Here is a 16,146-nt window from a genome sequence, read left to right as displayed (position 1 = left end):
CGATCAATCTATTGTTCCCCCAGTATAGCTCTAAATAGCAGTCTGTAAACACCATGTTTGAAGCATTCAATGGCAGACCCTATCTGCTAGCTTTCCAGCATACATACAGCTTTGTTACCAGTGACACTCCAGAAGACTTTTTATACTATAAACAAACCAATAGCTAATGGCTGTGGGTGGGAAGCAAAGCGACCAGACAGGGGCTGGTAACGCGATTACGCGGGACAAGGTGTTTGAATTACTCAGTAATCACCGCCGGCGATACGCGCTCCACGTAGCGAAGCAGACGGACGGTGCGTCTGAGTTGTCGGATATCGCAGAGCAGGTGGCGGCGTGGGAAAACGGGAAAGCGCAGAGTGAGATTACGTCCGACGAGCGCCATCGCGTGTACACGTCGATGCAACAGACGCACTTGCCCGCGATGGACCGCGCGGGCGTAATCGACTACGACAACGGCACGGTTACGCTGACCGAGCAGGCGGCGGATCTCGACGTGTACATGGATGTCGTGCCGGAGGACTCCATCCCGTGGGGACAGTACTACCTCGGGCTGGCAGTCCTCTCAGGTGCTGTCGTCGGCGCGGCCGGGCTGGGCGTGTTTCCGGCAAGCGTGCCCGACCTCGCGTGGGCGGCCCTCGTCGTCGCGCTGTTCCTCTGCTCCGGGCTGTATCACGTCTGGCAGAGTCGGCAGCTCCGTCTGGGAGCCGGCAGGAAGCCACCGGACGTTGAAACATGAGCAAGGAGTGGACTCGCCGGAGTGCACTCGCGCTTATGGGTAGCGGCGCCGGGCTCCTTACGTGGGGGACTGGCGGGTTCACAGACGTGACTGCTGACCGTCAGGTAAACATCGACACGACGGCTGACGACAGTTCCAGTGGTCCCCTTGTCGGAGTTGAGACAAAAACTTCCAGCGGAGGACCCGGGGAGACAGTGTCACTGATCGAACTGACAAACAACTTGGGCGTAAATATCAACGACGTATCGGCGAATGTTGAGATTAAAGATAGTAATGGGAACATCGTTCAGCCCGACACGCTGTTCAAAGGAGGTCCCAACAATATTCTCGACATCCCAGATACGATCGCGACAGAATCTACCGAGAGTATCAAAGCAACCCTTGACACGCTCTCGTCAGCGCCTGCCGACTCTGACAACAGCACGTACGACGTCACTCTGGATGTCTCCGTTGCTACCAAAAACGACAATCAAAAAGTAACGCTCGAACGGGCATCTACCGTTACCTACGACGACCCGCGGCTTTCGTACTGGGACTTCGCTACGGTTCGAAACCCAAGTCCGTGTGACGATAACGCCGACGACGGAACTCTTACCACGGATATATGGAGTGGGAATAATGTTTACAGAGAGCGGGACTTCTCAGGGTTTGTTTTCTGCCGCCGGAAGTTCGAATTCCGCCGAGACTACGACTATGAACCTATCAAGGAAACAGATGAAACGCGTGGCTCAGTCCTCGGTTTTGGAGGCGAGTACAGCTCTAATACTAGTGTTCTCACTGCAGGCGACTCTGACCAACTGGACTTTACTGGTGGCTTCTCACTTTCGGTTTGGATATATTCAACAGGGCAGAATAACTTCGCACGACTGTTCAGTAAATGGGATTCTGGTACCGAAAAGGGGTACCAGTTCTTTCTCACAGGAAGCGATAACCTCGGGATAGAAACTGCGAAGCAGACTGGGAAATACATAACTACGGACGTCTCGGTGGCCTCAAATCAGTGGTCCCATGTTGTCTGGACCCACAGATCAGAAAATGACGAAGTGGAAGATAGAGTGTATCTCAATGGGACTGAAAGGAGAAGGTACAAGAACGAACTGGGTGATCCGATTGGATCCGATGAACCACTCCGGATCGGCAACGGGATCGACGATGATGACAACCTCATTTTTCCGTTCAATGGCCTCATGGACGAGCCAAAAGCCTACGACACTGCGCTCACCACCGAGCAGGTGAAAAGTCTCTACGAGACAAGTAAAGACGGCGATGGCGGTAGCATCGGTGGGTGAATTCTGTGACTGTGCCTATCGGAAAAACCACAGCGGTATCTGCTCCACATCTTGACGTGGCGCGTGCAACGAACAATATGGCCAACAGCGAACCAAATGAAGCAAAAAACGCTGGTGTGACGGTCTCGATAGTGTTAGTGGCACATTGTATCGCAGATTACTGGGGATGGTGAAAATGAATAATCTACTTTCAGTGTCTGTCCGCTCCGCTCTCAACCGCTGGTTTGTACTCGTACTACTCGTTGCACTTGGATTAGCGCTCGCTGGCGGCTACGTCACGTACGACAGCCACGTCGACGGCGCGGAAACGGTCGTCGAACAGCAAACGACTGGGACGTGGACGGTGGAAAGCGAGTTCGAACACGGCGCGACAGTGACGCGTGACACAGAGGTGTTCAGCGCGGGCGAGGAACTCACCAACCGGTCGCTGTATTTCACGACGGCGTCGCCCGAGCTTGAGGGCACGTACACGGTCTCACACGACAACACCGACGGGAACCCGGCAGTCACCTCGACGGACCTGTCGCTGGTCATCCGTGCGGTCGAGGAGCGGAACGGGAATCAGGTGGTCCACTGGGAGACACGCGACTCGCTTGAGACGATTGAGAGCGTCGAAACCGAGGACGGCGGGGCGACCGCAACGACCGTCAATGTCGACATTCCGATGATTCTCAACCGCACAGAGGCGATACAGAACGACCTCGGGGCTGCCCCCGGACAGACCGAGGTGTTGCTCGTCGCCGACACGACCGTCGAGTCGTCGGTCGACGGGGAGACGTTCACCGACACCCGCACCGACCGCATCGAGATCGTGCCCGGCCGGAGTGTCTATCGCGTTAGCACGACGACGCAGGACGCGAGTTCCTACGAGGCGACCGAGCAGGTGACCCGGACTATCGAGCCGACACGGCTGGAACTGTACGGCGGGCCCGGACTCTGTGCGCTCGGACTGCTCTCCATGGCTTTCCTCGGGACGGCACGGTGGCGTGGCTGGCTTGCAGTCACCGACCGCGAGCGAGCGCGCAACGAGTTCGAGCGTGCGCGTGACGATTTCGACGAGTGGATCTCGACGGCACGGATCCCGGACGCCGACGACCGGACGCCCGTGCCGACGGACTCGCTGGTCGACCTCGTCGACATCGCTATCGACAGCGACAGGCGCGTCCTCGAAGACGGAGAGCGGTACGCCGTCCTCGTCGACAGCGAAATCTATACGTACACGGCTCCGCCAGCCGTCGACCCGCTTGCGTCACCGGCGACTGGCGACACAGACCCTGTCGCGGAAGACACAGAACAAGGGACAGCGTCGCTTTCCAGCCTGCTGTTCAGTGACTCGACCGAGAGCGCTGGTGGGACACATCCCGATGAAAGCGACACACGCGACTCGAACGACAGGTGACACCATCGACCAGCACGTCCTGTAATTGCTGATCGCTCTGCTTGACTGAGCAACACCGATTTATATTCTGCTGGTCTACATCGCGTAGCGATACACTGGATGCTCCGAACATATGTGACGAGGGGGCTGACAATCGCCGGATTCGTGTTGGTCCTGACACTCATCGTGGGCGCACTGGTCGGGCAGCCAGTGCTTTTGAGCTTCGTCGTGTCCGGAAGTATGTCGCCAACGATTCAGGAGGGGGATGGCTTCGTTGCGATTCCGGAGCAGGTCGCAGGCGACATTGAGCAGGGCGATGTCATCGTCTTCCAGTCACAGGAGATTCGCGGTGGGGAGTTGACGACACACCGCGTCGTCGGCGAAACCGAGCGGGGATACATTACGCGGGGGGATGCAAACCCGTTCACAGATCAGGACGGGGCTGAACCCCCAGTGACCGACAGCCAGATCGTCGCAGTCGCTTGGCAGCCCGGCGGACAGGTGGTGACAATCCCGAACCTCGGCACGGCCATCCTCGCCGGCCGTGTCGTTGTCACGAACATACTGACTGCGGTTACGACGGTCCTCGGAGTAGAGCAGGCAGCCGAGTCTTGGCAGGCGGGCTCTGTGATGCTAGTCTCCGGCGTGATACTGTTTGCAATAAGCATCGGCAGTGGGATCGTGAATGGCTCCTCACGCGAACGAGCACGTTCGCGCGGACAGGATACCTTTGATCCGCGGTACGCCGCGCTCTTTCTGACCGCAATCATCATTGTGCCGGCCAACATCGCAATGGTGGCCCCGAGCTCAACCCACCAGATCCCGGCCGGTGAGATCGCAACCGGAAACAATATTCCCGCCGGTGAGCCGGTCGAAGCCACGCTTGTAGCCAACAACGAAGACGCGCTGGTGACAATGCTCGTCGTGTTTAACGCGTCCGGTCAGACGACAATCGAGAACCGGTGGCTCGATGTCCCCGGCGGAGAAACGACCTCAACATCGCTGTATACGCCCGCACCGCCACGGGGCGAGCAGAAGGTAGTGACCGTCTCTGAGTACCGATACATCGTTTTGCTGCCACCGACTGTCATTATCGCAATGCATGATATTCACCCACTGGTGGCACTGGGCGTGATTAATGCGGCGCTCACTGTGGCTGTACTGGCATTCGTCATCGGGTTGCTCGGGACAAGCAAGCGACGTGTCCGTGACACCGACCGGGACATTTCACTGTCCCTCCGATTAAAGCGTCGACTGCTGTGACGATGCGACTGCTCAATGTAGCGTGGCGTACGTGGCGGTGCATCGTCCAGACTCGTCGCCAACGGCAACTGTTGTGCTCGCAGGCCACTCTATCGCGCAACGGGCCAGTTTCGATCGGCTATGTCACTGCTCACCCACTTACTCTGTTTCGACAGGGATCGTGTGGACCTTCCGAAGCGGTTCGATGTGGCTTTTCGCCGTCTCGTCCAGTGGAAAGGTCCCGTGGATATCGGACGGGGCCTGTCCGTGGACGACGCGCCCGAACGGCGCAGCAGCGGTGGGATACACCTGTTCGGCCAACCGGGCGACAGGGGATGCGACATCAAGTCCTTCCAGCGCTTCCTTCACAGCCGCTTCGCCGACGTGGACGGACTCCCCTTCGATCAGAATGAACGCGAACGGTGAGTCGTCGAACTGCGCTCGGAGAAACGCCTGAATCGCATCGGATTCCCAAGGGACGGGCGTGATGTCCGTGGCACAGCGAGTTACCGTCTCGGCAGCGCGCCGGAACAGGTCAGTACTGCCGTCGTAGACGAGAAGCGACTGAGTCACATCCTCTGTACGGGTTTCGGCCGTTTGAACGTTGTGTAGTGTCACAACGGCTTATGCTTCTGGACCCCAACGCTTCCCTATGGACGCACAGGACGAACCGATGGCCAGACTCGCCCGACGACTCGAAACGGCACTGGACCGCACACTCGCCGGTAGCGTGTCGTGGGCGGTCACCACCGACGGCCCAGTCGTCGCTCGGCTGCCAGACCGCGAGTTCGCGTTCGAGCGGAACGATGGTCCAGACGGTCACCGGTGGACAGTCGTGGTCCGCGCGGACGATGCGGTCGTGAGCAAGTTCGGGCAGTTCGAGACTATCGATAGCGTTGTCGAGCGGGTCGAATCGCTGGTCCACTCCGACGTTCGATACACGGTTTGCTGTGACGGCTAACTGTCCCAGCGACAGGGCCTCACATTAAGCGAATTCAGTGGCCACGTTTCAGTCAGCGACACATCGCTTGTGGGTAATCTCTATACGAACCCCGCACCAACGAACAGGCGTATGAGCCTGTTCAAGAACAAGCACCTCCTCAATGGCATCGTCTCACTGGTCGTCAGCGTCGCTATCACTGTCTGGTTGGCCGACGACGAAGACGCGCCGTGGAGCCTGACTGACATGGCCATGGCCGTCGCTATCTCGTCGTTCCTGTCCGGCTTTTTCACCAGCTACTTCGCCGACTGACGGTCGGGCGACTCCGGCAACGGGGGAACACCGATGCTGTTCCGGCCCATTTTACTGGTATGGACGAACCAGAACCCGCCGACAACTGGCCTCACCGCCCGCTCTCGCTGGCGGAAGCCAGTGCCCTGCTGGACGACATCGACGGTGCTGTCGCAGTCTGGGTGATGCACCACGACAACGACATTCGGTCGGCTGTCGTTCTCGATGATGCCCCCGAAGACGCAGTCATCGATGTCGTCGTCGAGACCGACGCCGCCTTCGAAATGTACAGTTACACGAGCGGCGTGTGGATGGACTACGGGACACAGCGCAAAGACGATCCGGATGCCCCGTCGATGGCAGGGACGCTCGACAGCTACGACGTTCTCGCTGGCGAGTCTGAGACACCCTGACTGGTGGATACATCGACACCGCCGTTCTGGGGTGAAACGCTCTTGCCACCCGCGTACCGGTGCGCTCGAAAAGTAATCATTAAACGGCGCGGCGACTGACCCTCCTGATATGCAACGACGAGCCGCGGCGGCGTACTTCGCGTTCTTCCTCGTTATCAGTGTTGCTGCGTACGCCTACATCGGCGTCGCGGAGAGTCAGCGGCCGGCGGTGTCGCTCGACGCTGACGCCGAACTGACCAACGAGAGTACGTTCACTGTCGACGGAACGGAATACACAGCCACGAACATCCACATGTCCGGTGGCGGCGGTGGCGGCCACGGCGGCGGTGGCGGCGGCAGTATGGCAGCTGACCTCTCGTGGACGAACGAATCGTCACGGTATACTGCAACATTAGAGCACAACGCCACGACGACCTACCAGAACGACACCTATCGCGTCCACACCGACAGCAACGAGAGCACGGTGACGCTTGAAGAGGATCTCAACGTCAGCGCGCTCCTCGCCGCGGATTCCTCGGTCCAGAACACGCTGGCGACCCAGAACGGGACGCAGTACGTTGTCTACCAGTCGAACAATACGCAGGTCCCGCTGAACGAGTGGCTCCCGGAACCGGAGACGGTGACGTTTACCACCGGCGATACCTACCCGTACGCGACCGATAGCGGCACTCAGGAGACCACCATCTCAGCGGTGTCCGATAGCGGCGCGACGCTCGAATGGTTCGCCCCACGGGAAAATACCGTCGAGCTTTCGGAGGGTGGGAACGTCACGCTGAGCGAGCAGCGGTTCTTCACGCACTTCCCCGACCATAGCACCGTCCAGATCGTCCCGATTCAGCAGTACGATCAGTATCAGACGACGCTCGACCAGCAGGACTACTTCCACGAGCGCAAGAACGGTTTCTGGGGCGTCTCGATACTCTCGGGCATTGCGGCCGTGCTGATGCTTTCGATGGCGTATATGCCTGTCCGCGGATAACACCGACGTCCGTTTTCGACCTTTTTTGTGACTGACTTACGCGTCGGCTGCCCAGCTGATGTACGCCAGTCCGATACCGATTACACCCATCAGGACTGCCGCGACCATCTGTACAATCACCGCGCCCATCGACGCCTGCGTCTGCCATGGTGTCCCGGCAACCGCTGCGAGCGTGGCGACGACGAGCAAGACGCCGACAGTGACACCTAGCGGGCGCAACGGCTGCGTGAGTACGCGCTGAACCGTACCGGTAGTTCCATCCATACTGGTGACATTCGCTGTCTCGGTGGTAAATGAACCGGTCTCGAACTGTGCACTGTCGCGCCGCTTCTTGTACACAGAACAGCGGGCCGGGAGGGTTGAACCGGAGCCAGACGTGCTCGCTCCGCTGCGCGCGACTGGCAGGGTTCAACGCTCTCCATAGCCGCTTCACTCCTCACATCCGTTCGTCGTAGAAGCGGGCCGGGAGGGAGTTGAACCCCCGACCATCTGGTTAAAAGCCAGACGCTCTGCCTAACTGAGCTACCGGCCCTCGCTATTCGCTCGGGGGAGCGGCGATTAAGACCTTACGGTCCGTCGTCGAAGTACGACTCGATAGCCTCACTGATGACTTCCCCCGGAGACACCCCATCAAGTGCGGCCTGACGGCGGAGTCGGCAGTAAGCGTCGCGGCCGAGCTGTGTTCGTAATTCACCCAGCGCGTACCCGTTTCTGGCGAGCGCCGCGTCGACGGACGCCCCGTCGTTGACACTGCTGGCGACCGACCGGATCTGGCGGACGGTGAGGTCGTGGTCGAGGGCGGCCCACGCCAGCAGCAGGCGGGACTCGCCGGAGACTCTGGCGATGTGTTTGGCCGCCGTCGGCGCGATCTCTCCCTTGGCAACGTGAATGCGGACGGATCGTGGAAGGTCGTGTACGCGGGACCACTTGCGAATGAACGAGACCGACGCTTCGCCGCCGGCCCGCCCGGCAGCGGCCTTGTAGGACCCTTCACCGCGGACCAAGGCAGCGCACGCGGCTGCGCCGCGCAGAATGAACACGTTGTCGTCAGCGCCGGCGGTGTTCTCGGAGAATTTCTCGACTGTTCTGGCGGCGAGCTCGAGGCTCTCGGAGTCGTTGGGATCGAACTCGATGGCTTCCTCGGGTCGCTGGCCAGTGAGCGCCGGGTCCCCGCGGATGACCGGTTTACCGACCGGTGATTCACGGTCGGTCGATGGAACGTAGTTGTCGGGCCCCTCAGGCATCGCTACGTGCTTGGGGAGCGCCGCACAAAAGTATCCCGTACGGGGGTGTCATACAGGCCATTGTAAGTCATTCCCGGATGTCGCCGACCCGGCGTCGGCGCAATCAGTACGTAGTCACAACAGTCTGTATCAGTCGTCAGAGGCGCTTTCGCGCTCTTCGCTCATGTGCTCCCAGATTTCTGTGCAGCCGCAACCATCCTCGACATTGTCGAGGTGGTCTGTGGTCGGCTCTTCGCGTTCGGCGTCGTCGTCGTGAGTCTGTTGTGCGTTCGTCATCGTTTCTGTCACAGCGGCGACCTGCGTGGCCGCCATGTGGTGTCGTAATCCATCATAATGCCCCCATTATCTTAAACACGGACTCTCCTGTAAGCTTGGCCCGCACTGCGACTTACAGGCAATATCTGTGCGTATCTCGTACACTGCCCAACAAATAGTGGGTTATTATCCACTGATGCACTCACCGCATGACTGCGCCGGATTCGACTCGACCCGGTGATACTTGCGACCGCCGATGCCCTCAGGTGCCTCGGGAATCTAATGAGATGTAATGACGACTGACGTTCACCAACTCGATGATGGGGCTTGGATCTCCGTCAATGACTCGCGGGAAGTGAACGTCTCGGACCTGTGGTTGTTGGCGCGAAGCGACTTCTGTGGGTGTGAGACGACGGATTTCCTCGCCGAAGGGTTCGTGAAGGTGGGCATCGATTACCCGGACATTCAGGCACGCATAGCCGGACAATGTATCGCCTGCGGTGAAAGCGGTGTTACCGACTGGCTGACGGTCGGCCGCGTCGTAGACCCCGACTCCGGCGAGTTCTACGGTGTTGTCCACCAGAGCGTCCATTTTCCGGAGAAGCGAACCCGGCTTGCCCACCCCGTAGAATAGGCAAGAATGTCTTGTTTCGGGGAGTGGGGGAGACGGTTGACGGCAAAGTGTGTTGTATAAGTCTGTGAGACTTGTGGAAGAACACATTAGCTATGCCCAGTAAAGTCGAGAAATGGAAGGACGAGGTTTACGGTAACGAGATCCGGGAGCATTTGATGGAGTTCGCGGAGAAAGGCTGGGACGCCATCCCGGAGGACGAACACGACGCTTGGTTCGAGCGCTTCAAGTGGTGGGGGCTGTACCACCAGCGCTCCGGTCAGGAGTCCTATTTCATGATGCGCATCGGGACGCCAAACGGCGTCATCAAGCCCGGCCAGCTCGAAGTCATCGGTGAGGTCGCCAAGGAGTACGCCAGCGGGCCTGCCGACAACCCCGAGTTCGGCGACGCCTACTGTGACTGGACGACTCGCCAGAGCATCCAGCTTCACTGGATCAAGCTGGAGGACATCCCGGAGATCTTCGAGAAGCTCGAAGCCGTCGGTCTGGGAACGCAACAGGCCTGTGGCGACTCTTGGCGGAACATCGTCGGCTGTCCGGTCGCTGGTAAGGACAAGCACGAGCACGTCGATGCTTGGCCCGTCGCCGAGGACCTTCACGAGACGTTCAAGGGCAACGACGACTACTCGAACCTCCCGCGGAAGTGGAAGGTCGCCATCGCCGGCTGTGACGAGGGCTGTGGGCAGGGCGACATCAACGACCTCGCCTTCGAACCGGCCGAGAAGGACGGCGAACTCGGCTTCAATGTCCGTATCGGCGGCGGCCTCTCCCGTAAGGAACCGCGCCTCGCCCGTGATATCGACGTGTGGGTGCCGCCGGAGCAGGCCGCCGACGTGGCCCACGGTATGTCCACGCTCTTCCGCGAGCACGGTGACCGCGAGGACCGCTTCAACGCCCGTATCAAGTTCCTCATGGACGAATGGGGACCGGAGAAGATGCGCTCTGTCCTGCAGGAGGAGTACGTCGACTTCGAACTGCCGACCGCAGGCGAGGACATGCGCGACCAGTACAGCTACAACACTGGGTCTCAGGACGGGCACAACGACCACGTCGGGATCCACGAGCAGAAGGACGGCAACTACTACGTCGGCCTGAACGTGCTGGTCGGCCGGATGGGTGCCGACGACGTTATCGAACTCGCGGAACTCGCCGACGAGTACGGTTCCGGCGAGGTCCGACTGACTCAGCGCCAGAACATCATCGTCACCGACGTTCCCGAGGAGAACCTCGACGCGTTCACCAGCGAACCCCTGCTGGAGAACTACTCCCCGGACCCGTCGCCGTTCATGCGTGGCTCCATCGCCTGCACGGGCACGGAGTACTGTTCGCTCTCTATCGTCGAGACGAAGAACCGGCAGGTCCGCTACGCCCGCTGGCTCAAGGACAACGTCGAACTGCCCGAAGACCACAAGGACTTCCACATCCACCTCTCGGGCTGTACGGCCTCCTGTGCCCAGCCCCAGATCGCCGACGTGTCCCTGCGTGGGATGAAGACCCGCAAGGACGGCGAGCCGGTCGAGGCGCTCGACATCGGTCTCGGCGGCGGCCTCGGCGACGACCCGCGCTTCGCCGACTGGGTGGAGATGCGTGTCCCGGCCGACGAAGTCCCCGGCGCGATCAAGAACCTCGTCAACAACTTCGAGGACGCCCGCGAGGGCGGCGAGACCTTCCGTGACTTCGTTGAGGACCGCGACGAGGAGACGCTGGCCGAGATGGTCGAACCCGAAGAGACGGACTACGACGACCCGTACATGCACAACACGAAGATGACGTGGTATCCCTACGCAGAGGACGACGACATGCAGTCCTCGCCCGCGCCGACCGACGGCTCCGGCGAGCCGCTGCCGTCCGACGACTAAGTCCACGCTACTGGGCACTCTCGGTTCGATTGTCGCTGACTCGCGTGGCTGCCCGCGTTTTGATTACTTCTCTTCTCTGCCGTGGCCGGGAGCGCGCTCCGTCGCGCGACCCTCCGTCAGAGCGCTGCTCTGACGAGCCTTCGTTCGCTTCGCTCACGAAGACGGGGAAGGGCAGGCTTGCCTGCAAACGGGACACAAATACAGTACTGCTGCTGTCGAGCATACCGCGAGCGAAGCGAGCGGTTTCACGCGAATCGCGTAGTGGCTAGTGGAAGTTATGAAGGTGGAATATGATGTATGAGTATGTCTGGAGATCGCCGCAAAGAGATCGTTCGTCACCTCAGTGAGGACGATCTCGATCGACTCCTCACAGAGTCTACGGATGAGAAACTCACTGAGCGGCTGATCTTCATTAAGCGGCTGTACAAGGGGGCGACCCTGGAGGACGCTGCCGACGACGTCGGCAGGTCCTCCGCAACAGGAACACGCTGGGCTCGTCGGTGGAACAAGGGTGGTCTCGGACTTTTGATGCCGAACTTCGGGGGCGGCAGGCCCCCGAAGCTCGGCCCAGCCCAACGAGAACGCCTCCTGGACCTGCTCCGTGAGGGCCAACCCTGGAAGAAACAGGAGATACAGCACCTCATCAACGAGGAGTTCGACGTTGAATTTCACCCAGCCCACCTCACTACATTCCTCGAAAAGCTCGGCCTCTCCTACGCAATTCCACGGACTAAGCGTCCATCACGGCCAGAGAATGCCGAAGAGATCCTCGACGAACGCGTCAGCGACGTGTTCGACGAGGGGTCTGATGAGCCCCACAACAAACGCGATGGAGACGACGAGGAAGGCTGGGTCGTTGACGAAGAGATCCGTACGGACGGTGGAACTGTACTTGGATTCCTCGACACATCGCATCCGCAACCGTGGGACAACTCATAGCGACTCTACACCGTCGACGACCCTCACATCACCCGACCGCTGGTGAAGTTAGACGAACCAGCGGTCGGGTTCTATGCACTCTCTGGTGAGAGTGTACTTCAGTTTCCAACCACTCAGGAGAAAGAGCGAATTTGCGAGTGTCTCGAGGGGATCCGCGAGCAGAATCCGCTGGCTCGGATTCTGCTCGTTTTGGATAACTTCTCTTCACACGTGTGCGAGTATACACGCAAGCGAGCCCATCAACTCGGGATTGACCTCGTGTTTCTCCCCGTTGGCTCACCGGATCTCAACCCAATCGAGCAGGTCTGGAAGAGTCTGAAATGGGAAGCGTCACCGTTGATTGTGGAGAACGCGGCAGAATACCGCGCTCTCCTCACCGAACTCTTTGAGAAGCTCACAGCTCAGCTGAGTTTCGCGGCCTCTTGGATCGACAATCATCTCGGCAGTTATCTTCAAAAGTTACGCTAGGTACTACGCGATTCGCGCTTTTTTCGCCCACGTTTTTTGGCCGGGGTTGAGCGCTCGCCGACGGCGAGCGCGAAGCCCCGGTGAAAAAAGGTGGTTGGTAAGCCTTATTCGCCGCACTGGCGTAGCAGTATCTGGCAGCGGGAGGCCGGCTCCCGTGGCGCAAGCCATGAGGAAAGTCCCCCCACCTGTCGGACAGGTGACCGGGCGCAAGCCCGGGGCGGGAGACCGTCGGCTCTGGAACAGCAACGACACGTCGTCGCCGGACCGATGAGGTGTGCGAATCCCGAGCGAGGCGACCCGTGCTCCACCAGACGGTGCAGCACGCCGCCAAAGCGAGGGAGAGTTAACCCACCGAGGGCAGTCGCGACCCGGTGACTCCGGGACGCGCGTTCGTGGGCCGCTGACGCGCCCCACGCGTGGGCCGTCTGAGACGCCCCACGCAATCCGTGGACCACAAATGTGCTCCACGCTCCCGGCGACGGACCGATGGAACGGCGAAACCTCACCGGTGCAAGGCCGCGTCGACAGGTAGTCCGACGCTGCGCGCAAGCGCTGGACGTGGCCGCTCAGCCGAATGCTGGCCCGAACAGAAGGGGGCTTACTCCCCGCAGCCACTTCCTTTGGTAGCGATGGGTTCGATGGTTACAAGCCCGCGCCGGCCGCAGGCCAGAGTATGACCGCAGCAGATCTTCTCGACGCCGTTCGCGACGACCAGCAGACGGAACTCTCCCGACTGGGCTCCTCGAAGACGCTGTACGCCGACACCCGCGGCGAGATGGAACCGGACGTAGTATTGGCGGCGGCGGCCGCCCGCGAGGGGGCGGCCCACGACACCTTCGACGCGTGGACCGGCGACGACCACGACGACGCGGCGGCGCTGTTTGCCGACGCGGCGACCGAGACAGCCGAGCGACGCGACAGCATCGACGCCGACCCAGTCGACCGGACGCCGGCGATGCACGACGTGCTTGATGACTTCGACGGGACCGTCGAACGCCTCGGCGGCTTCGTCGGCTGGGCACTCGTCGACAAGAAGGTCAAGGAGCAGTACACGGGCTTTTTCACTGGGCAGGCGGACCCACAGACGGCGAGTACGTTCCGCAGCGCCGGGAGCGACGTGGTGGACCTCAGAGAGGACGCCACGGAACTGCTCGACGCTGTCTGTGAGAGCGACGACGACTGGGACGCCGCGGAGGCGGCTGCTATCGACGTCATTTCGACGGCCTACGACGAGTATTTCGAGACGCTTGAGGACCTCGGCGTGAACCCGAAGCCGGTCTGCTAACGCGAACCACGCGGCTCAAGTCCGTCCAGCCCGACGTATGGGTAATGAGCGACACCGGCGGACCACTCTCTATCGACCGACCCGATGTCGACCGCGAGTTCCGCGTCGACGCCCCGTTCGAGCCGGCGGGCGACCAGCCCGAGGCCATCGAGCAGCTCGCGGCGGGCTATCGGCAGGGGATGGACCGACAGACACTGCTCGGCGTGACCGGCTCCGGGAAGACCAACACCGTCTCGTGGGTCGTCGAGGAAATCCAGCAGCCGACGCTGGTCATCGCCCACAACAAAACGCTCGCGGCCCAACTGTACGAGGAGTTCCGCGAGCTGTTCCCGGACAACGCTGTCGAGTACTTCGTCTCCTACTACGATTACTACCAGCCCGAGGCCTACGTCGAGCAGACGGACACCTTCATCGACAAAGACGCTTCCATCAACGACGAGATCGACCGGCTGCGCCACTCCGCGACGCGCTCGCTGCTCACCCGCGACGACGTGATCGTTGTCGCGTCGGTGTCGGCCATCTACGGCCTCGGTGACCCGCGCAACTACGTCGATATGCCCCTCTCGCTTGAGGTGGGCCAAGAGATCGAGCGCGACGACCTGCTCTCTCGGCTGGTCGACCTGAACTACGAGCGCAACGACGTGGACTTCACGCAGGGAACCTTCCGCGTGCGCGGGGACACGCTGGAGATTTACCCGATGTACGCCCGCTACGCCCTGCGCGTGGAGTTCTGGGGCGACGAGATCGACCGGATGCTGAAGGTCGACCCGCTGGAAGGCGAGGTCAAAAGCGAGGAGCCCGCCGCCCTGCTCCACCCGGCGGAGCACTACTCGATTCCGGAACAGCGGCTCCAGCGCGCCATCGACGAAATCGAGAAACTGCTGGACCAGCGCATCAGCTACTTCGAGCGCCAGGGCGACCACGTCGCCGCCCAGCGCATCGAGGAGCGGACCACGTTCGACATCGAGATGATGCAGGAGACGGGCTACTGCTCGGGCATCGAGAACTACTCGGTCCACCTCTCGGACCGCGAGACCGGTGAAGCCCCCTACACGCTGTTGGATTACTTCCCCGACGACTTCCTCACCGTCGTCGACGAGTCTCACCAGACGCTCCCCCAGATTCGCGGCCAATTCGAGGGCGATAAGAGCCGCAAGGAGAGCCTCGTCGAGAACGGTTTCCGCCTGCCGACGGCGTTCGACAACCGTCCGCTCACTTTCGAGGAGTTCGAGGAGAAGACCGATCAGACGCTGTACGTGAGCGCCACCCCGGGCGACTACGAGCGCGAGCACAGCGATCAGGTCGTCGAGCAGATCGTCCGCCCGACCCACCTCGTCGACCCGGCCGTCGAAATCGCCTCGGCGACGGGGCAGGTCGAGGACCTGCTCGGACGGATCGACGAGCGCGTCGAGCGCGACGAGCGGGTGCTGGTAACGACCCTGACCAAGCGGATGGCCGAGGATCTCACAGAGTATCTGGAAGAATCCGGCGTGAGCGTCGCGTACATGCACGACGAGACGGACACGCTGGAACGCCACGAGCTCATCCGCTCGCTCCGGCTGGGTGACATCGACGTGCTGGTCGGTATCAACCTCCTCAGGGAGGGGCTGGACATTCCAGAGGTGTCGCTCGTGGCGATTCTGGACGCCGATCAGGAGGGTTTTCTCCGCTCGGAGACGACGCTCGTCCAGACGATGGGGCGGGCCGCCCGGAACGTCAACGGCGAGGTCGTGCTGTACGCCGACGAGCGCAGCAACGCCATGCAGTCGGCCATTCAGGAGACCCAGCGACGCCGGCGAATCCAGCAGCAGTACAACGAGGAACACGGCTTCGAGCCGACGACCATCGAGAAGGAAGTCGGCGAGACGAACCTGCCGGGGAGCAAGACCGACACCGGCGGTATCTCCAGTGACGGCGCGAGCGACCCTGACGAGGCCGCCCGCCAGATCGAGCAATTGGAGGAGCGGATGCAGGAGGCCGCGGACAACTTGGAGTTCGAACTGGCCGCCGACATCAGGGACCGCATCCGCGAACTCCGCGAGGAGTTCGACCTAGACGGTGGCGACGACAGCGACGGCGTGCCGGCACCCGGCCCGGAGTTCTGACTGCTCGGTTCGTCTGGCTGACGTGAGTCCCGGATAACCGATTTATATCCTGACGCGAAATGGTACGTATCTCGATAGTCACTCTGTCGGGG

16 protein-coding genes, 1 tRNA gene, 1 other RNA gene and 1 pseudogene are annotated in these 16,146 nt (G+C 60.9%); 14 read left to right on the top strand and 5 right to left on the bottom strand.

What is annotated here, in order from left to right; translation table 11 throughout:
- Positions 1–166: 166 nt before the first annotated feature.
- The 4 genes from Har1129_RS13610 (at position 167) to Har1129_RS13595 (ending at position 4,666) form a co-directional block, all read left to right on the top strand.
- Entirely contained in the window at positions 167–736 is a 570-nt protein-coding gene (locus Har1129_RS13610; protein ID WP_151101154.1) for a hypothetical protein, read from the top strand.
- Positions 733–2,025, top strand: coding sequence for a LamG domain-containing protein (locus Har1129_RS13605; protein ID WP_151101153.1), 1,293 nt, complete (start codon positions 733–735; stop codon positions 2,023–2,025). Before Har1129_RS13610 ends, Har1129_RS13605 begins: the two co-directional genes overlap by 4 nt.
- 175 nt (positions 2,026–2,200) lie before the next feature.
- Positions 2,201–3,424, top strand: coding sequence for a DUF5305 domain-containing protein (locus tag Har1129_RS13600; RefSeq protein WP_225307814.1), 1,224 nt, complete (start codon positions 2,201–2,203; stop codon positions 3,422–3,424).
- Between the two features lie 144 nt (positions 3,425–3,568).
- Entirely contained in the window at positions 3,569–4,666 is a 1,098-nt protein-coding gene (locus Har1129_RS13595) for a signal peptidase I (RefSeq protein ID WP_255518346.1), read from the top strand.
- A 138-nt stretch (positions 4,667–4,804) separates the two neighbouring features.
- Here Har1129_RS13595 and Har1129_RS13590 read toward each other — a convergent pair whose 3' ends face one another.
- Complete coding sequence (locus tag Har1129_RS13590) at positions 4,805–5,218, bottom strand: hypothetical protein (protein ID WP_151101150.1); 414 nt, start codon at positions 5,216–5,218, stop codon at positions 4,805–4,807.
- A gap of 79 nt (positions 5,219–5,297) precedes the next feature.
- On the opposite strand from Har1129_RS13590, the gene Har1129_RS13585 reads away from it, so the two are divergent.
- From Har1129_RS13585 to Har1129_RS13570, 4 genes are all read left to right on the top strand, one after another.
- Positions 5,298–5,606: a hypothetical protein gene (locus tag Har1129_RS13585; RefSeq protein ID WP_151101149.1), complete on the top strand. Its 309-nt coding sequence runs from the start codon at positions 5,298–5,300 to the stop codon at positions 5,604–5,606.
- Positions 5,607–5,717: 111 nt separating this feature from the next.
- Entirely contained in the window at positions 5,718–5,897 is a 180-nt protein-coding gene (locus Har1129_RS13580) for a hypothetical protein (RefSeq protein WP_151101148.1), read from the top strand.
- A 59-nt stretch (positions 5,898–5,956) separates the two neighbouring features.
- Positions 5,957–6,289, top strand: a complete 333-nt coding sequence (locus tag Har1129_RS13575; RefSeq protein WP_151101147.1) for a hypothetical protein — start codon at positions 5,957–5,959, stop codon at positions 6,287–6,289.
- Positions 6,290–6,398: 109 nt separating this feature from the next.
- On the top strand, positions 6,399–7,268 hold the full coding sequence (locus Har1129_RS13570; RefSeq protein ID WP_151101146.1) for a hypothetical protein: 870 nt from the start codon (positions 6,399–6,401) through the stop codon (positions 7,266–7,268).
- A 36-nt stretch (positions 7,269–7,304) separates the two neighbouring features.
- Here the strand turns inward: Har1129_RS13570 and Har1129_RS13565 are convergent, their stop codons facing one another.
- From Har1129_RS13565 to Har1129_RS13550, 4 genes are all read right to left on the bottom strand, one after another.
- Entirely contained in the window at positions 7,305–7,532 is a 228-nt protein-coding gene (locus Har1129_RS13565; protein WP_151101145.1) for a hypothetical protein, read from the bottom strand.
- Positions 7,533–7,726: 194 nt separating this feature from the next.
- Positions 7,727–7,800 (bottom strand) — tRNA-Lys (locus Har1129_RS13560).
- Between the two features lie 34 nt (positions 7,801–7,834).
- Positions 7,835–8,512: a hypothetical protein gene (locus tag Har1129_RS13555; protein ID WP_151101144.1), complete on the bottom strand. Its 678-nt coding sequence runs from the start codon at positions 8,510–8,512 to the stop codon at positions 7,835–7,837.
- A 129-nt stretch (positions 8,513–8,641) separates the two neighbouring features.
- Positions 8,642–8,824: a hypothetical protein gene (locus Har1129_RS13550; RefSeq protein WP_004594137.1), complete on the bottom strand. Its 183-nt coding sequence runs from the start codon at positions 8,822–8,824 to the stop codon at positions 8,642–8,644.
- Positions 8,825–9,059: 235 nt separating this feature from the next.
- Between Har1129_RS13550 and Har1129_RS13545 the strand changes: the two genes are divergently transcribed.
- The 6 genes and pseudogenes from Har1129_RS13545 to uvrB all read left to right on the top strand — a co-directional run bounded on the left by Har1129_RS13545 (position 9,060) and on the right by uvrB (position 16,054).
- Complete coding sequence (locus Har1129_RS13545; RefSeq protein ID WP_151101143.1) at positions 9,060–9,401, top strand: hypothetical protein; 342 nt, start codon at positions 9,060–9,062, stop codon at positions 9,399–9,401.
- Positions 9,402–9,493: 92 nt separating this feature from the next.
- Positions 9,494–11,257, top strand: coding sequence for a nitrite/sulfite reductase (locus tag Har1129_RS13540; RefSeq protein WP_151101142.1), 1,764 nt, complete (start codon positions 9,494–9,496; stop codon positions 11,255–11,257).
- Positions 11,258–11,560: 303 nt separating this feature from the next.
- Positions 11,561–12,664 (top strand): annotated as a pseudogene (locus Har1129_RS13535) (IS630 family transposase).
- A 133-nt stretch (positions 12,665–12,797) separates the two neighbouring features.
- Positions 12,798–13,277: RNase P RNA component (gene rnpB, locus Har1129_RS13530), an RNA gene on the top strand.
- Between the two features lie 60 nt (positions 13,278–13,337).
- Positions 13,338–13,949, top strand: a complete 612-nt coding sequence (locus Har1129_RS13525) for a rubrerythrin family protein (RefSeq protein ID WP_151101141.1) — start codon at positions 13,338–13,340, stop codon at positions 13,947–13,949.
- A gap of 44 nt (positions 13,950–13,993) precedes the next feature.
- A complete protein-coding gene (gene uvrB, locus Har1129_RS13520; protein WP_151101140.1) occupies positions 13,994–16,054 on the top strand; it encodes an excinuclease ABC subunit UvrB in 2,061 nt (686 codons plus the stop codon).
- The last annotated feature ends 92 nt before the right edge of the window (positions 16,055–16,146 follow it).

Origin of the sequence: Haloarcula sp. CBA1129 (assembly GCF_008729015.1) — an archaeon.
Classification (GTDB): Archaea; Halobacteriota; Halobacteria; order Halobacteriales; family Haloarculaceae; genus Haloarcula.
The sequence above is the reverse complement of the archived record's forward strand: the minus strand, read 5'-3'. Positions and strand labels throughout refer to the sequence as shown.

Excerpts from the sequence above, each read along its gene's own strand:
- Har1129_RS13610 (WP_151101154.1), top strand. The coding sequence starts at position 167 with ATGGCTGTGGGTGGGAAGCAAAGCGACCAGACAGGGGCTGGTAACGCG.
- Har1129_RS13605 (WP_151101153.1), top strand. The coding sequence starts at position 733 with ATGAGCAAGGAGTGGACTCGCCGGAGTGCACTCGCGCTTATGGGTAGC.
- Har1129_RS13600 (WP_225307814.1), top strand. The coding sequence starts at position 2,201 with ATGAATAATCTACTTTCAGTGTCTGTCCGCTCCGCTCTCAACCGCTGG.
- Har1129_RS13585 (WP_151101149.1), top strand. The coding sequence starts at position 5,298 with ATGGACGCACAGGACGAACCGATGGCCAGACTCGCCCGACGACTCGAA.
- Har1129_RS13580 (WP_151101148.1), top strand. The coding sequence starts at position 5,718 with ATGAGCCTGTTCAAGAACAAGCACCTCCTCAATGGCATCGTCTCACTG.
- Har1129_RS13575 (WP_151101147.1), top strand. The coding sequence starts at position 5,957 with ATGGACGAACCAGAACCCGCCGACAACTGGCCTCACCGCCCGCTCTCG.
- Har1129_RS13570 (WP_151101146.1), top strand. The coding sequence starts at position 6,399 with ATGCAACGACGAGCCGCGGCGGCGTACTTCGCGTTCTTCCTCGTTATC.
- Har1129_RS13565 (WP_151101145.1), bottom strand. The coding sequence starts at position 7,532 with ATGGATGGAACTACCGGTACGGTTCAGCGCGTACTCACGCAGCCGTTG.
- Har1129_RS13555 (WP_151101144.1), bottom strand. The coding sequence starts at position 8,512 with ATGCCTGAGGGGCCCGACAACTACGTTCCATCGACCGACCGTGAATCA.
- Har1129_RS13550 (WP_004594137.1), bottom strand. The coding sequence starts at position 8,824 with ATGGCGGCCACGCAGGTCGCCGCTGTGACAGAAACGATGACGAACGCA.
- Har1129_RS13545 (WP_151101143.1), top strand. The coding sequence starts at position 9,060 with ATGACGACTGACGTTCACCAACTCGATGATGGGGCTTGGATCTCCGTC.
- Har1129_RS13540 (WP_151101142.1), top strand. The coding sequence starts at position 9,494 with ATGCCCAGTAAAGTCGAGAAATGGAAGGACGAGGTTTACGGTAACGAG.
- Har1129_RS13525 (WP_151101141.1), top strand. The coding sequence starts at position 13,338 with ATGACCGCAGCAGATCTTCTCGACGCCGTTCGCGACGACCAGCAGACG.
- uvrB (WP_151101140.1), top strand. The coding sequence starts at position 13,994 with ATGAGCGACACCGGCGGACCACTCTCTATCGACCGACCCGATGTCGAC.